General features: G+C 70.2%; 16 protein-coding genes. 7 read left to right on the top strand and 9 right to left on the bottom strand.

The window, feature by feature from the left end; all coding sequences use genetic code 11:
- Positions 1–177 precede the first annotated feature (177 nt).
- Complete coding sequence (locus ACWDUD_RS00005) at positions 178–1,002, bottom strand: ArsR/SmtB family transcription factor (protein WP_197254376.1); 825 nt, start codon at positions 1,000–1,002, stop codon at positions 178–180.
- A gap of 32 nt (positions 1,003–1,034) precedes the next feature.
- Positions 1,035–2,564, bottom strand: a complete 1,530-nt coding sequence (locus ACWDUD_RS00010) for an AMP-dependent synthetase/ligase (RefSeq protein ID WP_450107975.1) — start codon at positions 2,562–2,564, stop codon at positions 1,035–1,037.
- 84 nt (positions 2,565–2,648) lie between these two features.
- On the opposite strand from ACWDUD_RS00010, the gene ACWDUD_RS00015 reads away from it, so the two are divergent.
- Entirely contained in the window at positions 2,649–3,926 is a 1,278-nt protein-coding gene (locus tag ACWDUD_RS00015; RefSeq protein WP_450107976.1) for a helix-turn-helix transcriptional regulator, read from the top strand.
- Between the two features lie 19 nt (positions 3,927–3,945).
- On the opposite strand, the gene ACWDUD_RS00020 is transcribed toward ACWDUD_RS00015, so the two are convergent.
- Positions 3,946–4,260, bottom strand: a complete 315-nt coding sequence (locus tag ACWDUD_RS00020) for a WhiB family transcriptional regulator (RefSeq protein WP_450107977.1) — start codon at positions 4,258–4,260, stop codon at positions 3,946–3,948.
- A 227-nt stretch (positions 4,261–4,487) separates the two neighbouring features.
- On the opposite strand from ACWDUD_RS00020, the gene ACWDUD_RS00025 reads away from it, so the two are divergent.
- The 4 genes from ACWDUD_RS00025 to ACWDUD_RS00040 all read left to right on the top strand — a co-directional run bounded on the left by ACWDUD_RS00025 (position 4,488) and on the right by ACWDUD_RS00040 (position 7,667).
- Positions 4,488–5,573 (top strand): S-(hydroxymethyl)mycothiol dehydrogenase, encoded by a 1,086-nt coding sequence (locus ACWDUD_RS00025; protein ID WP_197255324.1) that lies wholly within the window; start codon positions 4,488–4,490, stop codon positions 5,571–5,573.
- Positions 5,570–6,205, top strand: coding sequence for an MBL fold metallo-hydrolase (locus ACWDUD_RS00030; protein WP_197255326.1), 636 nt, complete (start codon positions 5,570–5,572; stop codon positions 6,203–6,205). Before ACWDUD_RS00025 ends, ACWDUD_RS00030 begins: the two co-directional genes overlap by 4 nt.
- A gap of 68 nt (positions 6,206–6,273) precedes the next feature.
- On the top strand, positions 6,274–6,624 hold the full coding sequence (locus ACWDUD_RS00035; RefSeq protein WP_197255328.1) for a zinc ribbon domain-containing protein YjdM: 351 nt from the start codon (positions 6,274–6,276) through the stop codon (positions 6,622–6,624).
- A 23-nt stretch (positions 6,625–6,647) separates the two neighbouring features.
- On the top strand, positions 6,648–7,667 hold the full coding sequence (locus tag ACWDUD_RS00040) for a CobW family GTP-binding protein (protein ID WP_450107978.1): 1,020 nt from the start codon (positions 6,648–6,650) through the stop codon (positions 7,665–7,667).
- 18 nt (positions 7,668–7,685) lie between these two features.
- Here ACWDUD_RS00040 and ACWDUD_RS00045 read toward each other — a convergent pair whose 3' ends face one another.
- The 4 genes from ACWDUD_RS00045 to ACWDUD_RS00060 form a co-directional block, all read right to left on the bottom strand.
- Positions 7,686–9,125 (bottom strand): DEAD/DEAH box helicase, encoded by a 1,440-nt coding sequence (locus ACWDUD_RS00045; protein ID WP_450107979.1) that lies wholly within the window; start codon positions 9,123–9,125, stop codon positions 7,686–7,688.
- 207 nt (positions 9,126–9,332) lie between these two features.
- A complete protein-coding gene (locus ACWDUD_RS00050; protein WP_420750008.1) occupies positions 9,333–9,746 on the bottom strand; it encodes a molybdenum cofactor biosynthesis protein MoaE in 414 nt (137 codons plus the stop codon).
- Complete coding sequence (moaCB, locus tag ACWDUD_RS00055; RefSeq protein WP_450107980.1) at positions 9,739–10,713, bottom strand: bifunctional molybdenum cofactor biosynthesis protein MoaC/MoaB; 975 nt, start codon at positions 10,711–10,713, stop codon at positions 9,739–9,741. The genes ACWDUD_RS00050 and moaCB overlap by 8 nt, the downstream gene beginning before the upstream one ends.
- Positions 10,710–11,915: a molybdopterin molybdotransferase MoeA gene (locus ACWDUD_RS00060; protein ID WP_248673354.1), complete on the bottom strand. Its 1,206-nt coding sequence runs from the start codon at positions 11,913–11,915 to the stop codon at positions 10,710–10,712. Before ACWDUD_RS00060 ends, moaCB begins: the two co-directional genes overlap by 4 nt.
- A 160-nt stretch (positions 11,916–12,075) precedes the next feature.
- On the opposite strand from ACWDUD_RS00060, the gene moaA reads away from it, so the two are divergent.
- Together moaA and ACWDUD_RS00070 are read left to right on the top strand one after the other, a co-directional pair.
- Positions 12,076–13,134 carry a GTP 3',8-cyclase MoaA gene (gene moaA / locus ACWDUD_RS00065; protein WP_197255335.1) on the top strand — a complete coding sequence of 353 codons (1,059 nt, stop codon included), beginning with the start codon at positions 12,076–12,078 and terminating at the stop codon, positions 13,132–13,134.
- Positions 13,127–13,399, top strand: a complete 273-nt coding sequence (locus tag ACWDUD_RS00070) for a MoaD/ThiS family protein (RefSeq protein WP_450107981.1) — start codon at positions 13,127–13,129, stop codon at positions 13,397–13,399. The genes moaA and ACWDUD_RS00070 overlap by 8 nt, the downstream gene beginning before the upstream one ends.
- A 9-nt stretch (positions 13,400–13,408) precedes the next feature.
- Here the strand turns inward: ACWDUD_RS00070 and ACWDUD_RS00075 are convergent, their stop codons facing one another.
- Positions 13,409–14,197, bottom strand: coding sequence for an SDR family oxidoreductase (locus ACWDUD_RS00075; protein ID WP_450107982.1), 789 nt, complete (start codon positions 14,195–14,197; stop codon positions 13,409–13,411).
- A 32-nt stretch (positions 14,198–14,229) separates the two neighbouring features.
- Complete coding sequence (nadE, locus tag ACWDUD_RS00080) at positions 14,230–15,069, bottom strand: ammonia-dependent NAD(+) synthetase (protein WP_450107983.1); 840 nt, start codon at positions 15,067–15,069, stop codon at positions 14,230–14,232.
- Positions 15,070–15,071: the final 2 nt, after the last annotated feature.

Here is a 15,071-nt window from a genome sequence, read left to right on the forward strand (position 1 = left end):
CGGGTCAATCACCGTCATCATCTCGGTGATCTGTTGTCGGCGGCGTTGGCGCACTACCGCGCCCGCCGCGAAACCGAGCTGCGGGAACACCGGCGGCAGTGGATGCGGGTACCTACCGGAGATGTCGACACCGGAGAGGTTCCTTAGTGGCAGATCCGCGGCCGCAGGAAAGGCGTCTCACCCGTTCTGCGCCATGTGCGCGGCGCGTTCCTCGGCATGGAACTCCCACGGCGCCTGAGGCAGCACCTCGCCCGTTTCCAGCAGCGTCTTGAGGTTGGCGAGCACGGCGGGCCAGCCCTGGCCGATCGCGTGCAGATCGTCGGCGTTCCGCAGCTTCCGGTGCACCACGGTGAGTTTGACGATGTCCCGGTGCGGTTCGATCTCGAATGTCACGACGCTCGGCTCGAAGTCCGGGTTATCGACCCGTGCGGGGTCGTCGAAACCGAACGTCAGACGCCGGGGGCGGTCGGCCTCGATCACCCGGCCGGCGCAGTCCGCGATGCCCGAGCCGTCGGTACGGACGTGCTCGACCCTGCTGCCCGGCGTCCAGTCGGAGACCTGGGCGTGCCCCCAGTAGCGCGCGGTCAGGTCGGCGTCGGTGAGTGCGTGCCACACGTCCTCGGCGGTGGCGCGGATGTAGGTGGTGTAGACGTAGTCGGGAATGGTGTGTGCGTCTGTCGAGGTCATCGCGAGCTCCTCCGCGCGTCGAGCGATCGCGTCCAGGGCGAGCACCCGGGGTTCGTCGAACTTCGAGATCCAGCGGTTCCGGATCTCGTGGATGGGAACAGGATTCGGATAGTGCAGCTTGCGGCGGCCGTCCCGGATCGTGGTCACCAGATTCGCGAGCTCGAGAATTTCCAGGTGCTTGCTCACGGACTGGCGGCGCATGTCGAGGCCGTCGCACAACTCGCCCAGGGTGCTCCCCGGATGCGCGCGCAGCGAATCGAGGAGGCTGCGGCGGGTGGGGTCGGCGAGGGCCTTGAACACCGCATCCTCATCCACTCCTCCAATATGCAGCCAATCGGCTGCATATGTCAATGCTCGTCGTAGAGCCGATCGATCACGTCCGCGAACCGCTCGAGGACCACTGCACGCCGCGGCGCGCCGGTCTCGTCCCGATCACCGGCGCCGAGCGGCCGGTCCACGATCGCGACCCGCCGGATGCGTTCCCATCTGTTCAGCTCGCCGTTGAGCTGCTCGACGGCCGCGTGCACGTCGGCGTCAGGGGCACCGGGAAAGTCCGGGTCGCCGGGAAAGACCAGACCGATGCAGTGGGAGCGACCCTCGCCGACCACCACGATCTCCGCGCCCGGACACAACGTGCGGAACCGCTCGGCGATCGCGTTCGGTGCCACGTACTTTCCGGTGGTCGTCTTGAACACGTCCTTCTTGCGGCCACGCATCGAGACGAACCCGTCGGGGTCGACCGTCGCGCAGTCGCCGGTGTGGAACCAGCCGTCGGCGTCGAGCGCGGCCGCGGTCGCCACCGGATCGGCGTGGTAGCCCGTCATCAGGGACGGACCGCGAATGAGAAGTTCGCAGTCGTCGGCGATCCGGACCTCGGTGCCCGGCAACGGCAGACCCACCGAGCCCGGTTTGTGCGCGTCGGGACGGTTGACACACACCGGCCCGGCGGTCTCGGTGATCCCGTATCCCTCGAACACGGGAACGCCGAGATCCTCCAACCGCTTCGCGAGGTCGCGTGGCAACCGCGCCGACCCCGAGATGAGAAACCGCAGCCGGCCGCCGAGCGCCGACCTGTCCGCCGCAGCGGCGGCGCCGATCTTCGCGAGCACGTGCGGCACGGAACCGAGGAACGTCGGGCGCACCGACCGCAGATTCTCCACGACCCGATCGGCCCGGCCGTCCACCGCGGTGGGCAGGCCCACCTGCATCGCCACGAACAGCAGCGCCCGGCCGAACACGTGCGACAGCGGAAGCCACAGCAACTGCAGGTCCCGCGGGCCGATCATGCCCACCTCCGCCATGGCCCGCGCCGTGTACGCGACCGCGCCGTGCGACAGGATCGCGCCCTTGGCGCTTCCGTCGTCGCACGCGGTGTAGATCAGGCACGCGGCCGAGTCGGGGGTGACCTCCGCGATCCGGGCGTCGACGGCGTCCGGGTCGGTGTCGAGCAGCGCATCACCGTCCGCCGCGAGTTCGGCGAGCCGATCGAGGTGCAGCACGCGTGCGTCCACGTCCCGGTCGGTGACGGTCAGCGCCGCGTCGCAGTGCCGTGCCAGGTTGCGGACCTCGTCGTCGCGGGTCGGGGCATACACCGGCACCGAGACCGCGCCCGCGCACGCGACCGCGAGATCGGCGAGGATCGCCCGATAGCTGGTGGCCGCGCGGATCGCTATCCGGGCGCCCGGTGCGACACCCCGCGCGACGAGCCCGGCCGCGAGTGTCGTGACGCGCGAACCGACCTCCGCCCACGTCACACTCGCCCAGCCGCCGGAATCCGGGAATCGGTAGGCCTCGCTGCCCGGAGTGTCGGCCACCCGGTCGAACAGCAGACGGGGCACAGTGCCGCGAGCAGCGTCGTAGTGTGCTGCGGACCCCACGGGCACCTCCTGCTTCCTGCTCCGAAATCGTAGCCGCCGGTGCACGACAGCGGGCCGAGTGCCGGCCCCCGATATCGTGGGGCGGTGAGCACGACGAACCCCGAAGCCGGCCCCCTGATCACCGCGCTGCGCGACGTGCTGGTCGGCCCGCTCACCGACATCGGCCAGCGCTTCTCGGCGCTGCTCACCGATCTCGTCGCGCACGACGCGCTCGTCGTCTTCACCCGGGAATGCACGGGCCGGCCCCGGAAGGTCGCGGGCGACCCCGCCGTAGTGGACCGGGTGACGATCGCCGAACTCGACCGTGTCCGAAGCGAACTCGTCGCCGGTCAGATCAGACGCGGCCCCGCCGTGATCGGCGGCCGCAGCCGGGAGGTGTGCGCGATCCTCGACCGCACCGACACGCTGCTCGTGCTCGTGCCGCGCGGATCATGGCCGCCGGCGCAACGATTCGAACTCGTCCGGGCGTTGTTCACCGTCGTCGCGACCGGGATCCAGCTCCAGGTACAGGAAGCGAGCCCGGCCTATCTCGCCGAGTCGCGCGCGGCGTCCACGGAACGGGCACGCACGGTCGCCGAACTCACCGAGGCGCATGCGGTGACACTCGAGACGATCCTGGCGACGCTCCGGTCGAACGATCTCGACGACACCCGCGCTCGCACGACCGCCCGGGAGACGGCGACGAACGCGCTGATCGGACTTCGTTCGGCGGTGGATCGTCACCGCGAGTTCGCGGAGGAGGCCGTGACCACCGCGTTCGCCAGAATGCACGGTGAACTGCGCGGACTGGTTCGGCACCGGCCGTTGACGCTGGAGATGGTCGAACCCTCGGCGCACGGTCGCGGGATGCCCGGTGAGGTCGCGCACGCGGCGCGGGCCGTCGCACGCGGTGCGGTACTCGCGCTCGCGGAACAGCCCGGGGTCACGCGGATCCGGGTGGCGTGGCATTGCGACGGTGAGAGCCTGTCCATCGACATCCGCGACGACGGAGACGGCCGGCTCGACGCCGCCGAACTCGGGCGCCAGCTCCGTGATCGGGCCGAAACCCTCGGTGGCAGTATCGAATCCGAGGCGACACCCGGCTGGGGTTGCCGGGTCGCGGCACGGCTGCCGCTGGATCTGGCGGCGCCCTCGCCGGGCGGTCCGGCTCTCGACGCACTCGCCGAACTCGGTCCGCGTGAGGTCGAGGTGCTCGAACACCTCGTCGCGGGCCGGCGGAACAAGGCGATCGCCGAACGGCTCGGCGTCAGCGAGTCGACCGTGAAATTCCATGTGGCGAGCGTGCTCAGGAAACTCGGCGCCGGCAGCCGTGGCGAGGCCGCGGCGCTCGGCGCGGAGGCCGGGGTCAAAGCCGCGCTGTAGGGCCGCGTTGGGCGGAACGTCAGCGGTGCAGGGCCGTCCAGCGCCGCGCGCGGCTGGCTGCGTTGGTACGGACCCGGCGTTCGGTTTCGGACAGTCCACCCCACACGCCGTAGGGCTCGCCGACGGACAGGGCGTGCTCGCGGCACATCTCCAGTACGGGGCATCCGGCGCAGACGAGCTTGGCGCGCAGTTCGCGCTGTTCACGGGCGTGTCCGCGTTCGCCGTCGGGGTGGAAGAACGCCGACGACTCGAATCCGCGGCAGGCCGCGTCGCGTTGCCAGTCCCACACGTCGGTGTGGGGGCGGGGGAGGGTCACCGTGTTGACGATCGACATTGCACTCCTCGGGGCCGGGGGCGAACGTGAATCCGACGTTAGCCGAACTTAGAACCGTGCACAACACCACTTAGGTATTTTTGAGGACAAAGTTCGATCTGGTCTTTCGAGTAGGTCGATCAGTCCGTTCGATCAGGTACGCGGGCGGTCCGGGCTGGATACGGTGGGCCCAGGTCGCGATACCGCCTTTACAGCAGGATCGATCCACAGCAGAAGGAGACACCGTCATGCCGCAGACAGTTCGGGGCGTCGTTGCTCGCGCGAAGGGTGCACCCGTCGAGGTCGTGCCCATCGTGATCCCGGATCCGGGACCGGGCGAGGTCGTCGTCGCGGTGGCCGCGTGCGGGGTGTGCCACACCGACCTGCACTACCGGGAGGGCGGCATCAACGACGAATTCCCGTTCCTGCTCGGCCACGAGGCCGCCGGCGTCGTCGAATCGGTCGGCGAGGGTGTCGAGTCCGTCGCGGTCGGCGACTTCGTCGTCCTGAACTGGCGGGCGGTGTGCGGGCAGTGCCGCGCCTGTAAGCGCGGTCAGCCGCAGTACTGCTTCGACACGTTCAACGCGACGCAGAAGATGACCCTCGAGGACGGCACCGAGCTGACCCCGGCGCTGGGCATCGGCGCCTTCGCCGACAAGACCCTCGTGCACGCCGGCCAGTGCACCAAGGTCGATCCGACCGCGGACCCGGCCGTCGTGGGCCTGCTCGGCTGCGGCGTGATGGCCGGTCTCGGCGCGGCGGTGAACACCGGCGGGGTCACCCGCGGCCAGTCCGTCGCCGTGATCGGTTGCGGCGGGGTCGGCGACGCCGCGATCATGGGCGCTCGCCTGGCCGGTGCCGGCACGATCATCGCCGTCGACCGCGACGACAAGAAGCTCGAGTGGGCCACCGACCTCGGCGCCACCCACACGATCAACTCCACCTCGGTCGATGCCGTCGAGGCGATCCAGGAACTGACCGGCGGCTTCGGCGCGGACGTCGTCATCGACGCCGTGGGCCGCCCGGAAACCTGGAAGCAGGCGTTCTACGCCCGCGACCTGGCCGGCACCGTCGTGCTGGTCGGCGTCCCGACCCCGGACATGACCCTCGAGATGCCGCTGATCGACTTCTTCTCCCGCGGCGGCTCGCTCAAGTCCTCGTGGTACGGCGACTGCCTGCCCGAGCGGGACTTCCCGACCTACGTCGACCTCTACCAGCAGGGCCGGTTGCCGCTCGAGAAGTTCGTCACCGAGCGCATCGGCATCGACGACGTGGAGAAGGCGTTCGAGACCATGCACCGCGGTGAGGTGCTGCGTTCGGTGGTGGTCCTGTGAGCGTCTCGCCGATCCGCGTCGACCGGGTCGTCACCTCGGGCACGTTCGCGCTCGACGGTGGCGAGTGGCAGGTCGACAACAACATCTGGCTCGTCGGCAACGACGACGAGGTCGTGGTCATCGACGCCGCGCACACCGCGCAGCCGATCGTCGACGCGGTCGCGGGCCGGAAGGTCGTGGCGATCGTGTGCACGCACGCTCACAACGACCACATCACCGTCGCCCCGGAGCTCTCCGAGCGGCTCGACGCGCCGATCCTGCTCAACCCGGCCGACGACGTGCTGTGGGAGATGACCCATCCGGGCGTCGCGCACGGCACGCTCGAGGACGGGCAGCGGATCGCGGTCGCCGGCACCGAGATCCAGGCGATCGCGACGCCGGGACATTCGCCCGGCTCGACCTGCCTGTATCTGCCGGAGGCGGGGGAGCTGTTCACCGGCGACACGCTGTTCTCCGGTGGTCCCGGTGCGACGGGCCGGTCGTTCTCGGACTTCCCGACGATCATCGGCTCGATCCGCGACAAACTGTTCGCGCTGCCTGCCGAGACGGTCGTGCACACCGGGCACGGTGACGGCACCACGATCGGTACCGAATCCCCGCACCTGGAGGAGTGGATCCGGGCCGGATCCTGACGATACGGGCAGTGCGTCCGCCGGTCGGCCCTCGCAGCCGGACGGACGCACCGCCGTATGATGTCCGGATGGACGAGACCCTGCCGCCGTGCCCCGAATGTTCGTGCGAGTACACCTACGAGATGGGGTCGTTGCTCGTGTGCCCGGAGTGCGCGCACGAGTGGGCGCGTACGTCCGAGTCGGCCGAGGACACCGCCGACGGCGTGATCCGGGACGCGGTGGGCAACGTGCTGGCCGACGGTGACACCGTCACGGTGGTCAAGACCCTGAAGGTCAAGGGCAGCGCCACGGGGATCAAGGCGGGCACCAAGGTCCGCAACATCCGCCTGGTGAACGGCGTGGACGGGCATGACATCGACTGCAAGGTCGACGGATTCGGACCCATGCAGCTCAAGTCGAGCGTGGTCCGAAAGGCCTGACCCGGCGCCGTTACGCTCGATCCATGGCGAACAAGAAGATTCCCGTCATCGTGGTGGCGGGCTTCCTCGGCTCCGGGAAGACGACGCTGCTCAACCACCTGCTGCGCAATACCCGGGGCGCGCGCATCGGCGTGATCGTCAACGACTTCGGTTCCGTCAACATCGATTCGATGATGGTCGCGGGTCAGGTCGACTCGATGGTCTCGCTCAGCAACGGCTGCCTGTGCTGCGCCGTCGACGTCAGCGACATGGACGCGATGCTTGACAAGCTCGCCCACCGGTCCTCGGATCTCGACGTCATCGTCGTCGAGGCGAGCGGTCTGGCCGAGCCGCGCAACATGATCCGGCTCGTCACCGGCTCGGCGAACGAGTACATCACGTACGGGGGACTGGTTCTGGTCGTCGATGCCGCCGAGTTCGACGACGCCTGCGCCCGCCATCCCGAACTGGAACAGCACGTTGCACTCGCAGATCTGTTGCTGCTCAACAAGACCGACCGCATCGACGAGGACGCGCACGACGAACTGCTGGGGCGGCTGTGCGCGCTGAACCGGCGCGCGGCGGTCGTCTCCACCGAGCATTCCCGGATGGATCCGGGCCTGTTGTTCGATATTCCGGACCGTCCGGAACCGCAGCCGGGGGAGCAGCTCACCCTCGACAGCCTGCTCTACGACGAGCACGAGGGTGAACACACGCACCTGCACGACGGATACGACGCCGTCACGTTCACGTCGGCGAAGCCGCTGCATCCGCGGCTGTTCGTGGATTTCCTCGAGGCGCAACCGGCCGGGGTGTTCCGCATCAAGGGATACGTGCACGTGGCCGCGGGCCTGCGCAGCCGCGCCTACCTGGTGCACACCGTCGGCGACTACATCCGGTTCGAACCGGCCCGGAAAGGTGAGGCGCCCGCGACCACCGAACTCGTCGTGATCGGCGCCGACCTCGACGCCGATTCGGTGTGCGAGCGGCTGGAGGGTTGCGTTCCGGTGGAACCGGTGTCGGCGGACGCGATGTACGCCGTCCACCGGTTCACGCCACGCTGACCCGGTCTGCGAAAAAGGTTACCGCGCAGCCGAATTACGCTGCGCGCGACGCCGGGCCGCGCCCTGACCCGAACCGGCCTGGCCGGACCGGCTCTGTCCGGATCCGCCCTGACGCGTGCCGGTGCCCTGACGCGTGCCGGAGCCCTGACGCGTACCACCCTGACGCGATCCACCCTGACGCGATCCACCCTGACGGGAACCTTCGCCGTGGCGGGCGCCTCCGCGACGGCCCTGACCGCCCGAGCGCTGCGGCCGCGACGGGGCGGCAACCGCCTTCGGGGCCGGCGGCACATGTGGTGCGACCTCGCCGACGAGCTTCAGCACGTGCTCCGAGTCCGCGGTCACGCGGATCGGCGACACCGTGATCGCGGCCTTGCGCATGATGATCTGAAGGTCCTTGCGCTGGTCCGGAAGTACGACCGTCACCACGTCACCGGTGCTGCCGGCGCGCGCCGTGCGGCCGGACCGGTGCAGGTACGCCTTGTGCTCGGCCGGCGGATCGACGTGCACGACCAGCTCGACGTCGTCGACGTGCACACCGCGCGCCGCAACGTCGGTCGCGACCAGCACCCGCGCCTCACCCGACGCGAACGCCGCGAGGTTCCGGTCGCGGGCGTTCTGCGACAGGTTGCCGTGCAGATCCACGGCCGGGATACCCGACTCGGTGAGCTGACGGGCCAGCTTGCGGGCCTGATGCTTGGTGCGCATGAACAGGATCCGGCGTCCGGTCCCCGACGCGAGGGTCCGCACCAGTGCCTTCTTCGAGTCGACGCTGTCGACGTCGAACACGTGGTGGGTCATCGCCGCGACCGGCGAATGGGCCTCGTCGACCGAGTGCATCACCGGGTCGTGCAGGAAGCGCTTGACGAGCTTGTCGACACCGTTGTCCAGGGTCGCGGAGAACAGCAGCCGCTGACCGTTCTGCGGGGTCGCGTTGAGGATCCGGGTGACACCGGGCAGGAACCCGAGATCGGCCATGTGATCGGCCTCGTCGAGCACGGTGATCTCGACTGCGTCGAGCGTGACGAAGCCCTGACGCATCAGGTCCTCGAGGCGACCCGGGCACGCGATGACGATGTCGACGCCGCGGCGCAGCGCCTCGACCTGCCGGTTCTGGGACACGCCACCGAAAATGGTGGTGACGCGCAGGCCCGTGGTGTGGGCGAGCGGTTCGACCGTCGCGGCGATCTGGGTCGCCAGTTCGCGGGTCGGAGCCAGCACGAGACCGCGCGGCCGTCCCGCCGCGCGCGACGAACCGCCGGCGAGGCGGGCGGTCAGCGGAATCGAGAACGCGAGGGTCTTGCCGCTGCCGGTGCGGCCGCGACCGAGGACGTCGCGTCCGGCCAGAGTGTCGGGGAGGGTGTCGACCTGGATCGGGAACGGCGCGGTGATGCCGTTGTCGCCGAGGGTCGCGACGAGCGTCCTCGGGACACCGAGATCGGAAAAGGATGTGGTCAAGGTACGGCGCTGCCTTTCGATGCGGCGTGTGTGCACGCGACCGGAAGTTCCGGTGGTGTGCGGTGGATCGCCGCGAGGAAGGCCGATGCTGCATTGCGTGCGGGCCGGGCACGATCCCGGGCCGCCGGTATCCCACGACGGTGAGTGTCGTCGTGACACTCGAACCGGGTCAGCCTACCGCATGTTCAGGACGCCGCCGGACGCGTCTCAGAGTCCGACCCACTCCGACGCGCCGTCGGTGAACGCCTGGCGCTTCCAGATCGGCACTTCCCGTTTGATGCGTTCGACCAGTTCCGCGCAGGTGGCGAACGCTTCCGCGCGGTGCGGGGCCGCGACCGCCGCGACGAGCGCGAGGTCCCCGATGGTGAGATGGCCCACTCGGTGCACCGCGGCGACCGGCAGACCCGATTCGGCGGCCACCTGTTCGCAGCAGTTGCGCAGGAAGGTCTCCGCGTCCGGGTGCGCCTGGTACTCCAGTGCGGTCACGGACTGCCCGCCGTCGTGGTTGCGGACGACGCCGGTGAACACGACGACGGCGCCGTGCTCGGGTCCGGCGACCGCGGCATCCACCGCTGCCGGGTCGAGCGGCTCCGACGAAATCCGTGCCAGCAGTTCACTCATGAGCTCCGCCTCCCGAAACCTGCGCGAGAAGATGATCGAGGATCGGTTCGAGCGCGGCCAGTCCGTCCTTGACCCCGCCCGGCGACCCGGGCATGTTCACCACCACGGTACGGCCGACCAGTCCGGCGACCCCGCGCGAGAGCACCGCGTGCGGGGTGACGTCGAGACCGCGGCGACGGATCGCGTCGGCGACGCCGGGCAGTTCCCGATCGAGCACGGCCAGTGTCGCTTCCGGGGTCGCATCGGTCGGGGACGCGCCGGTGCCGCCGGTGGTCAGCACCAGGGCGGGCGCACCGGTGAGCGCGTCGGCCAGTCCCTCGGCGATCCGCGCGTCCGGGTACACGAGGGGTCCGCGCACCGCGAATCCGCGCTCGCTCAGCCACCGGACGATGACCGGTCCGGTGGTGTCCTCGCGGGTGCCGGCCGCGACCCCGGTCGACGACACCAGCACCACCGCCGAACGTTCCTGTGGTACTGCAGAATCCGCAGCGGGTGACTCGTCGCGGGTCCAGTGTCCGCGCTTGCCGCCCTCCTTCGAGATCAGCCGCACCCCGTTCATCACGGCCGCGGGGTCGACGGCCTTGACCATGTCGTGCAGGGTCAGTCCCGCGACCGCGACCGCGGTCAGCGCTTCCATCTCGACGCCGGTGGGCCCCTTCGTCTTCGCGGTCGCCTCCACGGTGATCGACGTGTCGGTGAATCCGAACGACACCTTCACCGACGACAACGCCAGTTGGTGGCACAGCGGGATGAGTTCCCAGGTGCGTTTGGCGGCAGCGATTCCCGCGATGCGCGCGGTCGCGAGGACGTCGGCCTTGGGCATGTCGTCGGCCCGTACCAGCGCCACCACCTCGGGGGTGGTGACCAGCTCACCGGCGGCGACCGCGACCCGGGTGGTGTCGGCCTTGGCGGAGACGTCGACCATGCGGGCCCGGCCCTGGTCGTCGAGATGACTCAGATCGCTCACAGCGGAAGTACTTTCACGAGATCCCCGGCGCGGAGGGAGGTGGTGTCGGCGGCGACGTCGAGCAGCGCGTCGGCGCCCGACATTCCGGCGATGAGGTGTGATCCGGGTCCGGACACGACGGTCACGCCGTCACCGTCGCGGCGGGCCCGGAAGAACTGGCGCTTACCGGCCACCGAGGTCAGATCGGCGGTGAGCGGCAGCGTCAGCGGCTCGATCGCGGGCAGTCCCGCGGCGGCGCGCAGCAGCGGCCGGGTGAACACCTCGAACGAGATCAGCGCGCTGACCGGATTGCCGGGGAACGCCAGAACCGGAATCCCGTCGACGACCGCGGTGCCCTGCGGACCGCCGGGCTGCATCGCCACCGACACGAACTCGCCGCCGCGGGGACCGAGCACGTCCTTGACGACCTCGAAGTCGCCCTTGGAGACGCCACCGGAGGTGATCACGACTTCGGCGACGTCCGCGGCGTGCGTGAGCTTCAGGGCGAATTCCTCGGCGTCGTCGTCGCTGTGGTCGACGGACACGACCTCGGCTCCGTTGGCGAGCGCGCTGGCCGCGAGCGCCGGCCCGTTGGAGTTGAAGATCTTGCCCGGACCGAGATCGGTGCCGCCGAAGACGAGTTCGCTGCCGGTGGAGATCACGGCGACCCGCGGCAGGGCGCGCACCGGAACCTCGGTCATGCCGACCGCGGCGAGCGCGGCGATGTGCCGGGGCGCGAGGACCTGTCCGGCCGGGAGCAGTTCGGCGCCGGCGGCGATGTCGCTGCCGCGTTCGCGCACATAGGTGCCGGCCGTGACGGACCGGTGCACGGTGACGGTGGCCGGTTGCCCGTCGGTGGAGCTGTTGTCGGTGGTGTCCTCGACGGGGACGACGGCGTCCGCGCCCTCGGGGATCGGAGCGCCGGTCATGATCTTCCGCGCGGTGCCCGCCTCGTGGACGGACATCCCGGCACCGGCGGCGAGCACTCCGCGCACCGGCAGCGTCACCGGCACGGTCGCGACCGCGGCGGCGTCGACGGCGTAGCCGTCCATCTGGGAGTTGCGGAAGGCGGGCAGATCGATGGGTGCGAGGATCGGTTCGGCCAGCACCCGGTTCAGGGCCCGGGCGAGCGGCACCTTCACCGTCGGCCTCGTTCGCAGCGGCGCCAAGAGCGCCGCGACGTGCTCCACGTGTTCCTCCACGGACCGCCTGCCGCCTGTCATGCCCGCAATCCTAGGCACACCGCGCGCGGAGACCGTTGCGGTAGGCCGTGCGACGCGCAGGCGGGGACCCCGGACAGCCTCCGGCGACCGGCCGGGGGAGGTGTCTTCCGCCGCGAATCGGACGGGAGCGGCATACTGGCGTCATGACGGCGGTGATCCGATGACGACGATCGATGTGGGGATTCCGTCCGTGCGAGTCGCCACGGACGACGTGTCCGATCGTCCCGACACACCGGAACTGGTGGACCGCTTCGGTCGCGTGGCCCGCGACCTGCGCGTGTCGATCACGGAGAAGTGCTCCCTGCGCTGCACGTACTGCATGCCGGAGGAGGGGTTGCCCGCGATTCCGCGCGAGAACCTGCTCACCGCGGCGGAGATCGTCCGGCTCGTCGGGATCGGGGTCCACCTGCTCGGCATCGAGGAGGTCCGCTTCACCGGCGGCGAACCGCTCATGCGCCGCGACCTCGAGGAGATCATCGCCGGATGCGCCGAGGTCGCGCCGGGCACTCCGCTGGCCGTGACCACGAACGCGGTCGGGCTCGCGCATCGCGCGGCGGGGCTGGCGGCGGCCGGTCTGACCCGCGTGAACATCTCCCTCGACACCGTCGACCGCGACCACTTCGCGCGGCTGACCCGCCGCGACCGCCTCGATTCGGTGCTCGCCGGCATCCGCGCCGCCAACAGCGCCGGATTCACGCGGGTGAAGATCAACGCGGTGCTCATGCCCGACACGCTCGCCGGCGCCGCCGACCTGCTGCAGTGGTGCCTCGACGAGCAGGTCGAACTGCGGTTCATCGAGGAGATGCCGCTCGACGCCGACCACGCGTGGGCGCGGGAGAACATGGTCACCGCGCAGCGGCTGCTCGACGTCCTCGGGGAACGGTTCGAGCTCACCGAGACCGGCCGGGAGGATCCGTCCGCTCCGGCGGAACGGTGGCTGGTGAACGGCGGTCCCGCCACGGTCGGGATCATCGCGTCGGTCACCCGGTCGTTCTGCTCGGACTGCGACCGCACCCGCCTCACGTCCGAGGGCACGGTGCGGTCCTGCCTGTTCAGCGACACCGAAACCGATCTGCGGGCGGCGTTGCGCGGGGGTGCGAGCGACGAGGAGCTTGCCGCGGTGTGGCGCGGCGCGATGTGGAACAAGTGGGCCGGGCACGGCATCGACGCGGCGGACTTCGCCCCGCCGCAACGCAGTATGGGAGCTATCGGTGGGTGATCAGGTGACCGGCATCGAGGTGCGGTACTTCGCGGCGGCCGTCGACGCGGCGGGCCGGGAGAAGGAAACCGTCGAGCTGGCGTCGCCGGCGGATCTGGGTGCGTTGAAGGCGGCGTTGATCGAGCGGCACGGCCCGGACATGGAACGGGTCCTGAAGGTGGCCGCATTCCTCGTCGGATCGGGTCCGGACGCCGAGCTCACCCGCGACCTCGCCCGCCCCACCGGGGAGCGCGTCGACGTGCTGCCCCCGTTCGCCGGGGGATAACCCACCCGGTCAGCCGGCGGTCCGCTCCGCGAGCCACTGCGTGAAGGTGATCGTGCCGTCCCGGTGGTCGGGGACGAGGTTCTCCCCGGCACGCCAGAAGCGTCCGAGACCACCGGGCAGCCGGATCGGTGCCACCACCCCGCGGACGCCGGCCGCGCGCTTCCACTCCCGCACGAGGTCGTGCATCGGCAGGATCTCCGGACCTCCCACGATCTGCGGGACGCCCGCCCGGCCGGGTTCGTCCGGCGGAGCGTCCGCGGCGTCGGCGAGCGCGCGGGCGACGTCCCGGACGTCGATGGGCTGGAACGCGGTGTCGGTGAACGCGGGTAGCAGCCCGACCCGCGCGGCCGGGCCGCACAGCATCGGCACGAAGCTGTGGAACTGCGTGGCCCGCACGATCCGGGTGTCGAGGCCGGAGTCCCGGTAGCGCCGTTCCTGCTCGCTCTTGGCCCGGTAGTAGGCCAGCGGACCGCGATCGACGTTCACGATCGACAGCAGCACCATCCGCGTCACGTGCGCGGCGCCGGCCGCGGCGAGCAGATTCGCCGCGCCGGTCGTCAGCACGGGCCGCGCCCGCCGCGATTTGCCGTCGGTGGTGTCGACCACGACGTCGACGCCGGTGAGCGCCTCGGCCAGCCCCGACCCGGAGATCAGGTCGGCAGGGGCCGGTTGCGCACCCGCGATCGGGCTGCCGCCGCGCCGGCTGAGCACCCGCACGTCGTGGCCGCGGCCGAGCAGTTCCGCCACCACCGCCGCGCCGGCCTCGCCGGTGCCACCGGCCACCAGTACCGTCGCCATCGTTCCCTCCCGTCGGGCGGGTGCGGGACCCGTCAGCGCCACCAGGTGTCGTACGGCGTGACCGGGACGGTGCGCTTGTGCCGGGTCTTGAGGAAGACCTCCTCGACCTTGGCGGCCAGTTCGTCGGTGACGGGCTTGCCCTCGAGGTAGTCGTCGATCTCGTTGTAGGTCATGCCGAGCGCCACCTCGTCCGGCAGTGCCGGACGGTCGTCCTCGAGGTCGGCGGTGGGAACCTTCTTCCACGTGCTTTCCGGCGCGCCGAGTTCACGCAGGAGTTCCGCGCCCTGACGCTTGGTCAGGCCCGTCAACGGCGTGAGATCGACACCGCCGTCGCCGAACTTGGTGAAGAAGCCGGTGACGGCCTCCGCGGCGTGGTCGGTGCCGACGACGAGATAGCCGAGTTCCCCGGCGATCGCGTACTGCAGCATCATCCGCTCGCGGGCCTTGATGTTGCCGCGCACGAAGTCGCGCAGCCGGATCCCCTCACCGAAGATCTCCGCCATCGCCTCGCCGGCTTCGGCGGCGCTCGCGTCGGCCCCGGGCTTGACGTTGACCCGCAGCGACCGGTCCGGCCGGATGAAGTCGAGCGCGATCTGCGCGTCGTGTTCGTCGGCCTGCTCACCGTAGGGCAGGCGAACGGCGACGAACTCGACGTCGTAGTGTTCGGCGCGCAGTTCCTCGACGGCGAGCTGCGTCAGCCGGCCGGCCAGCGTGCTGTCCTGGCCACCGCTGATCCCGAGGACGAATCCTTTGGCGAACGTGCTGCGCAGGTAGTCCTTGAGGAAGTCCACCCGCAGCCGGATCTCGGCCTGCGGGTCGATCGTCGGCTTGACGCCGAGTTCTTCGATGATCTGGGCGCGAAGGGTCGTCATTC

This window comes from Rhodococcus sp. NPDC003382, assembly GCF_053589135.1.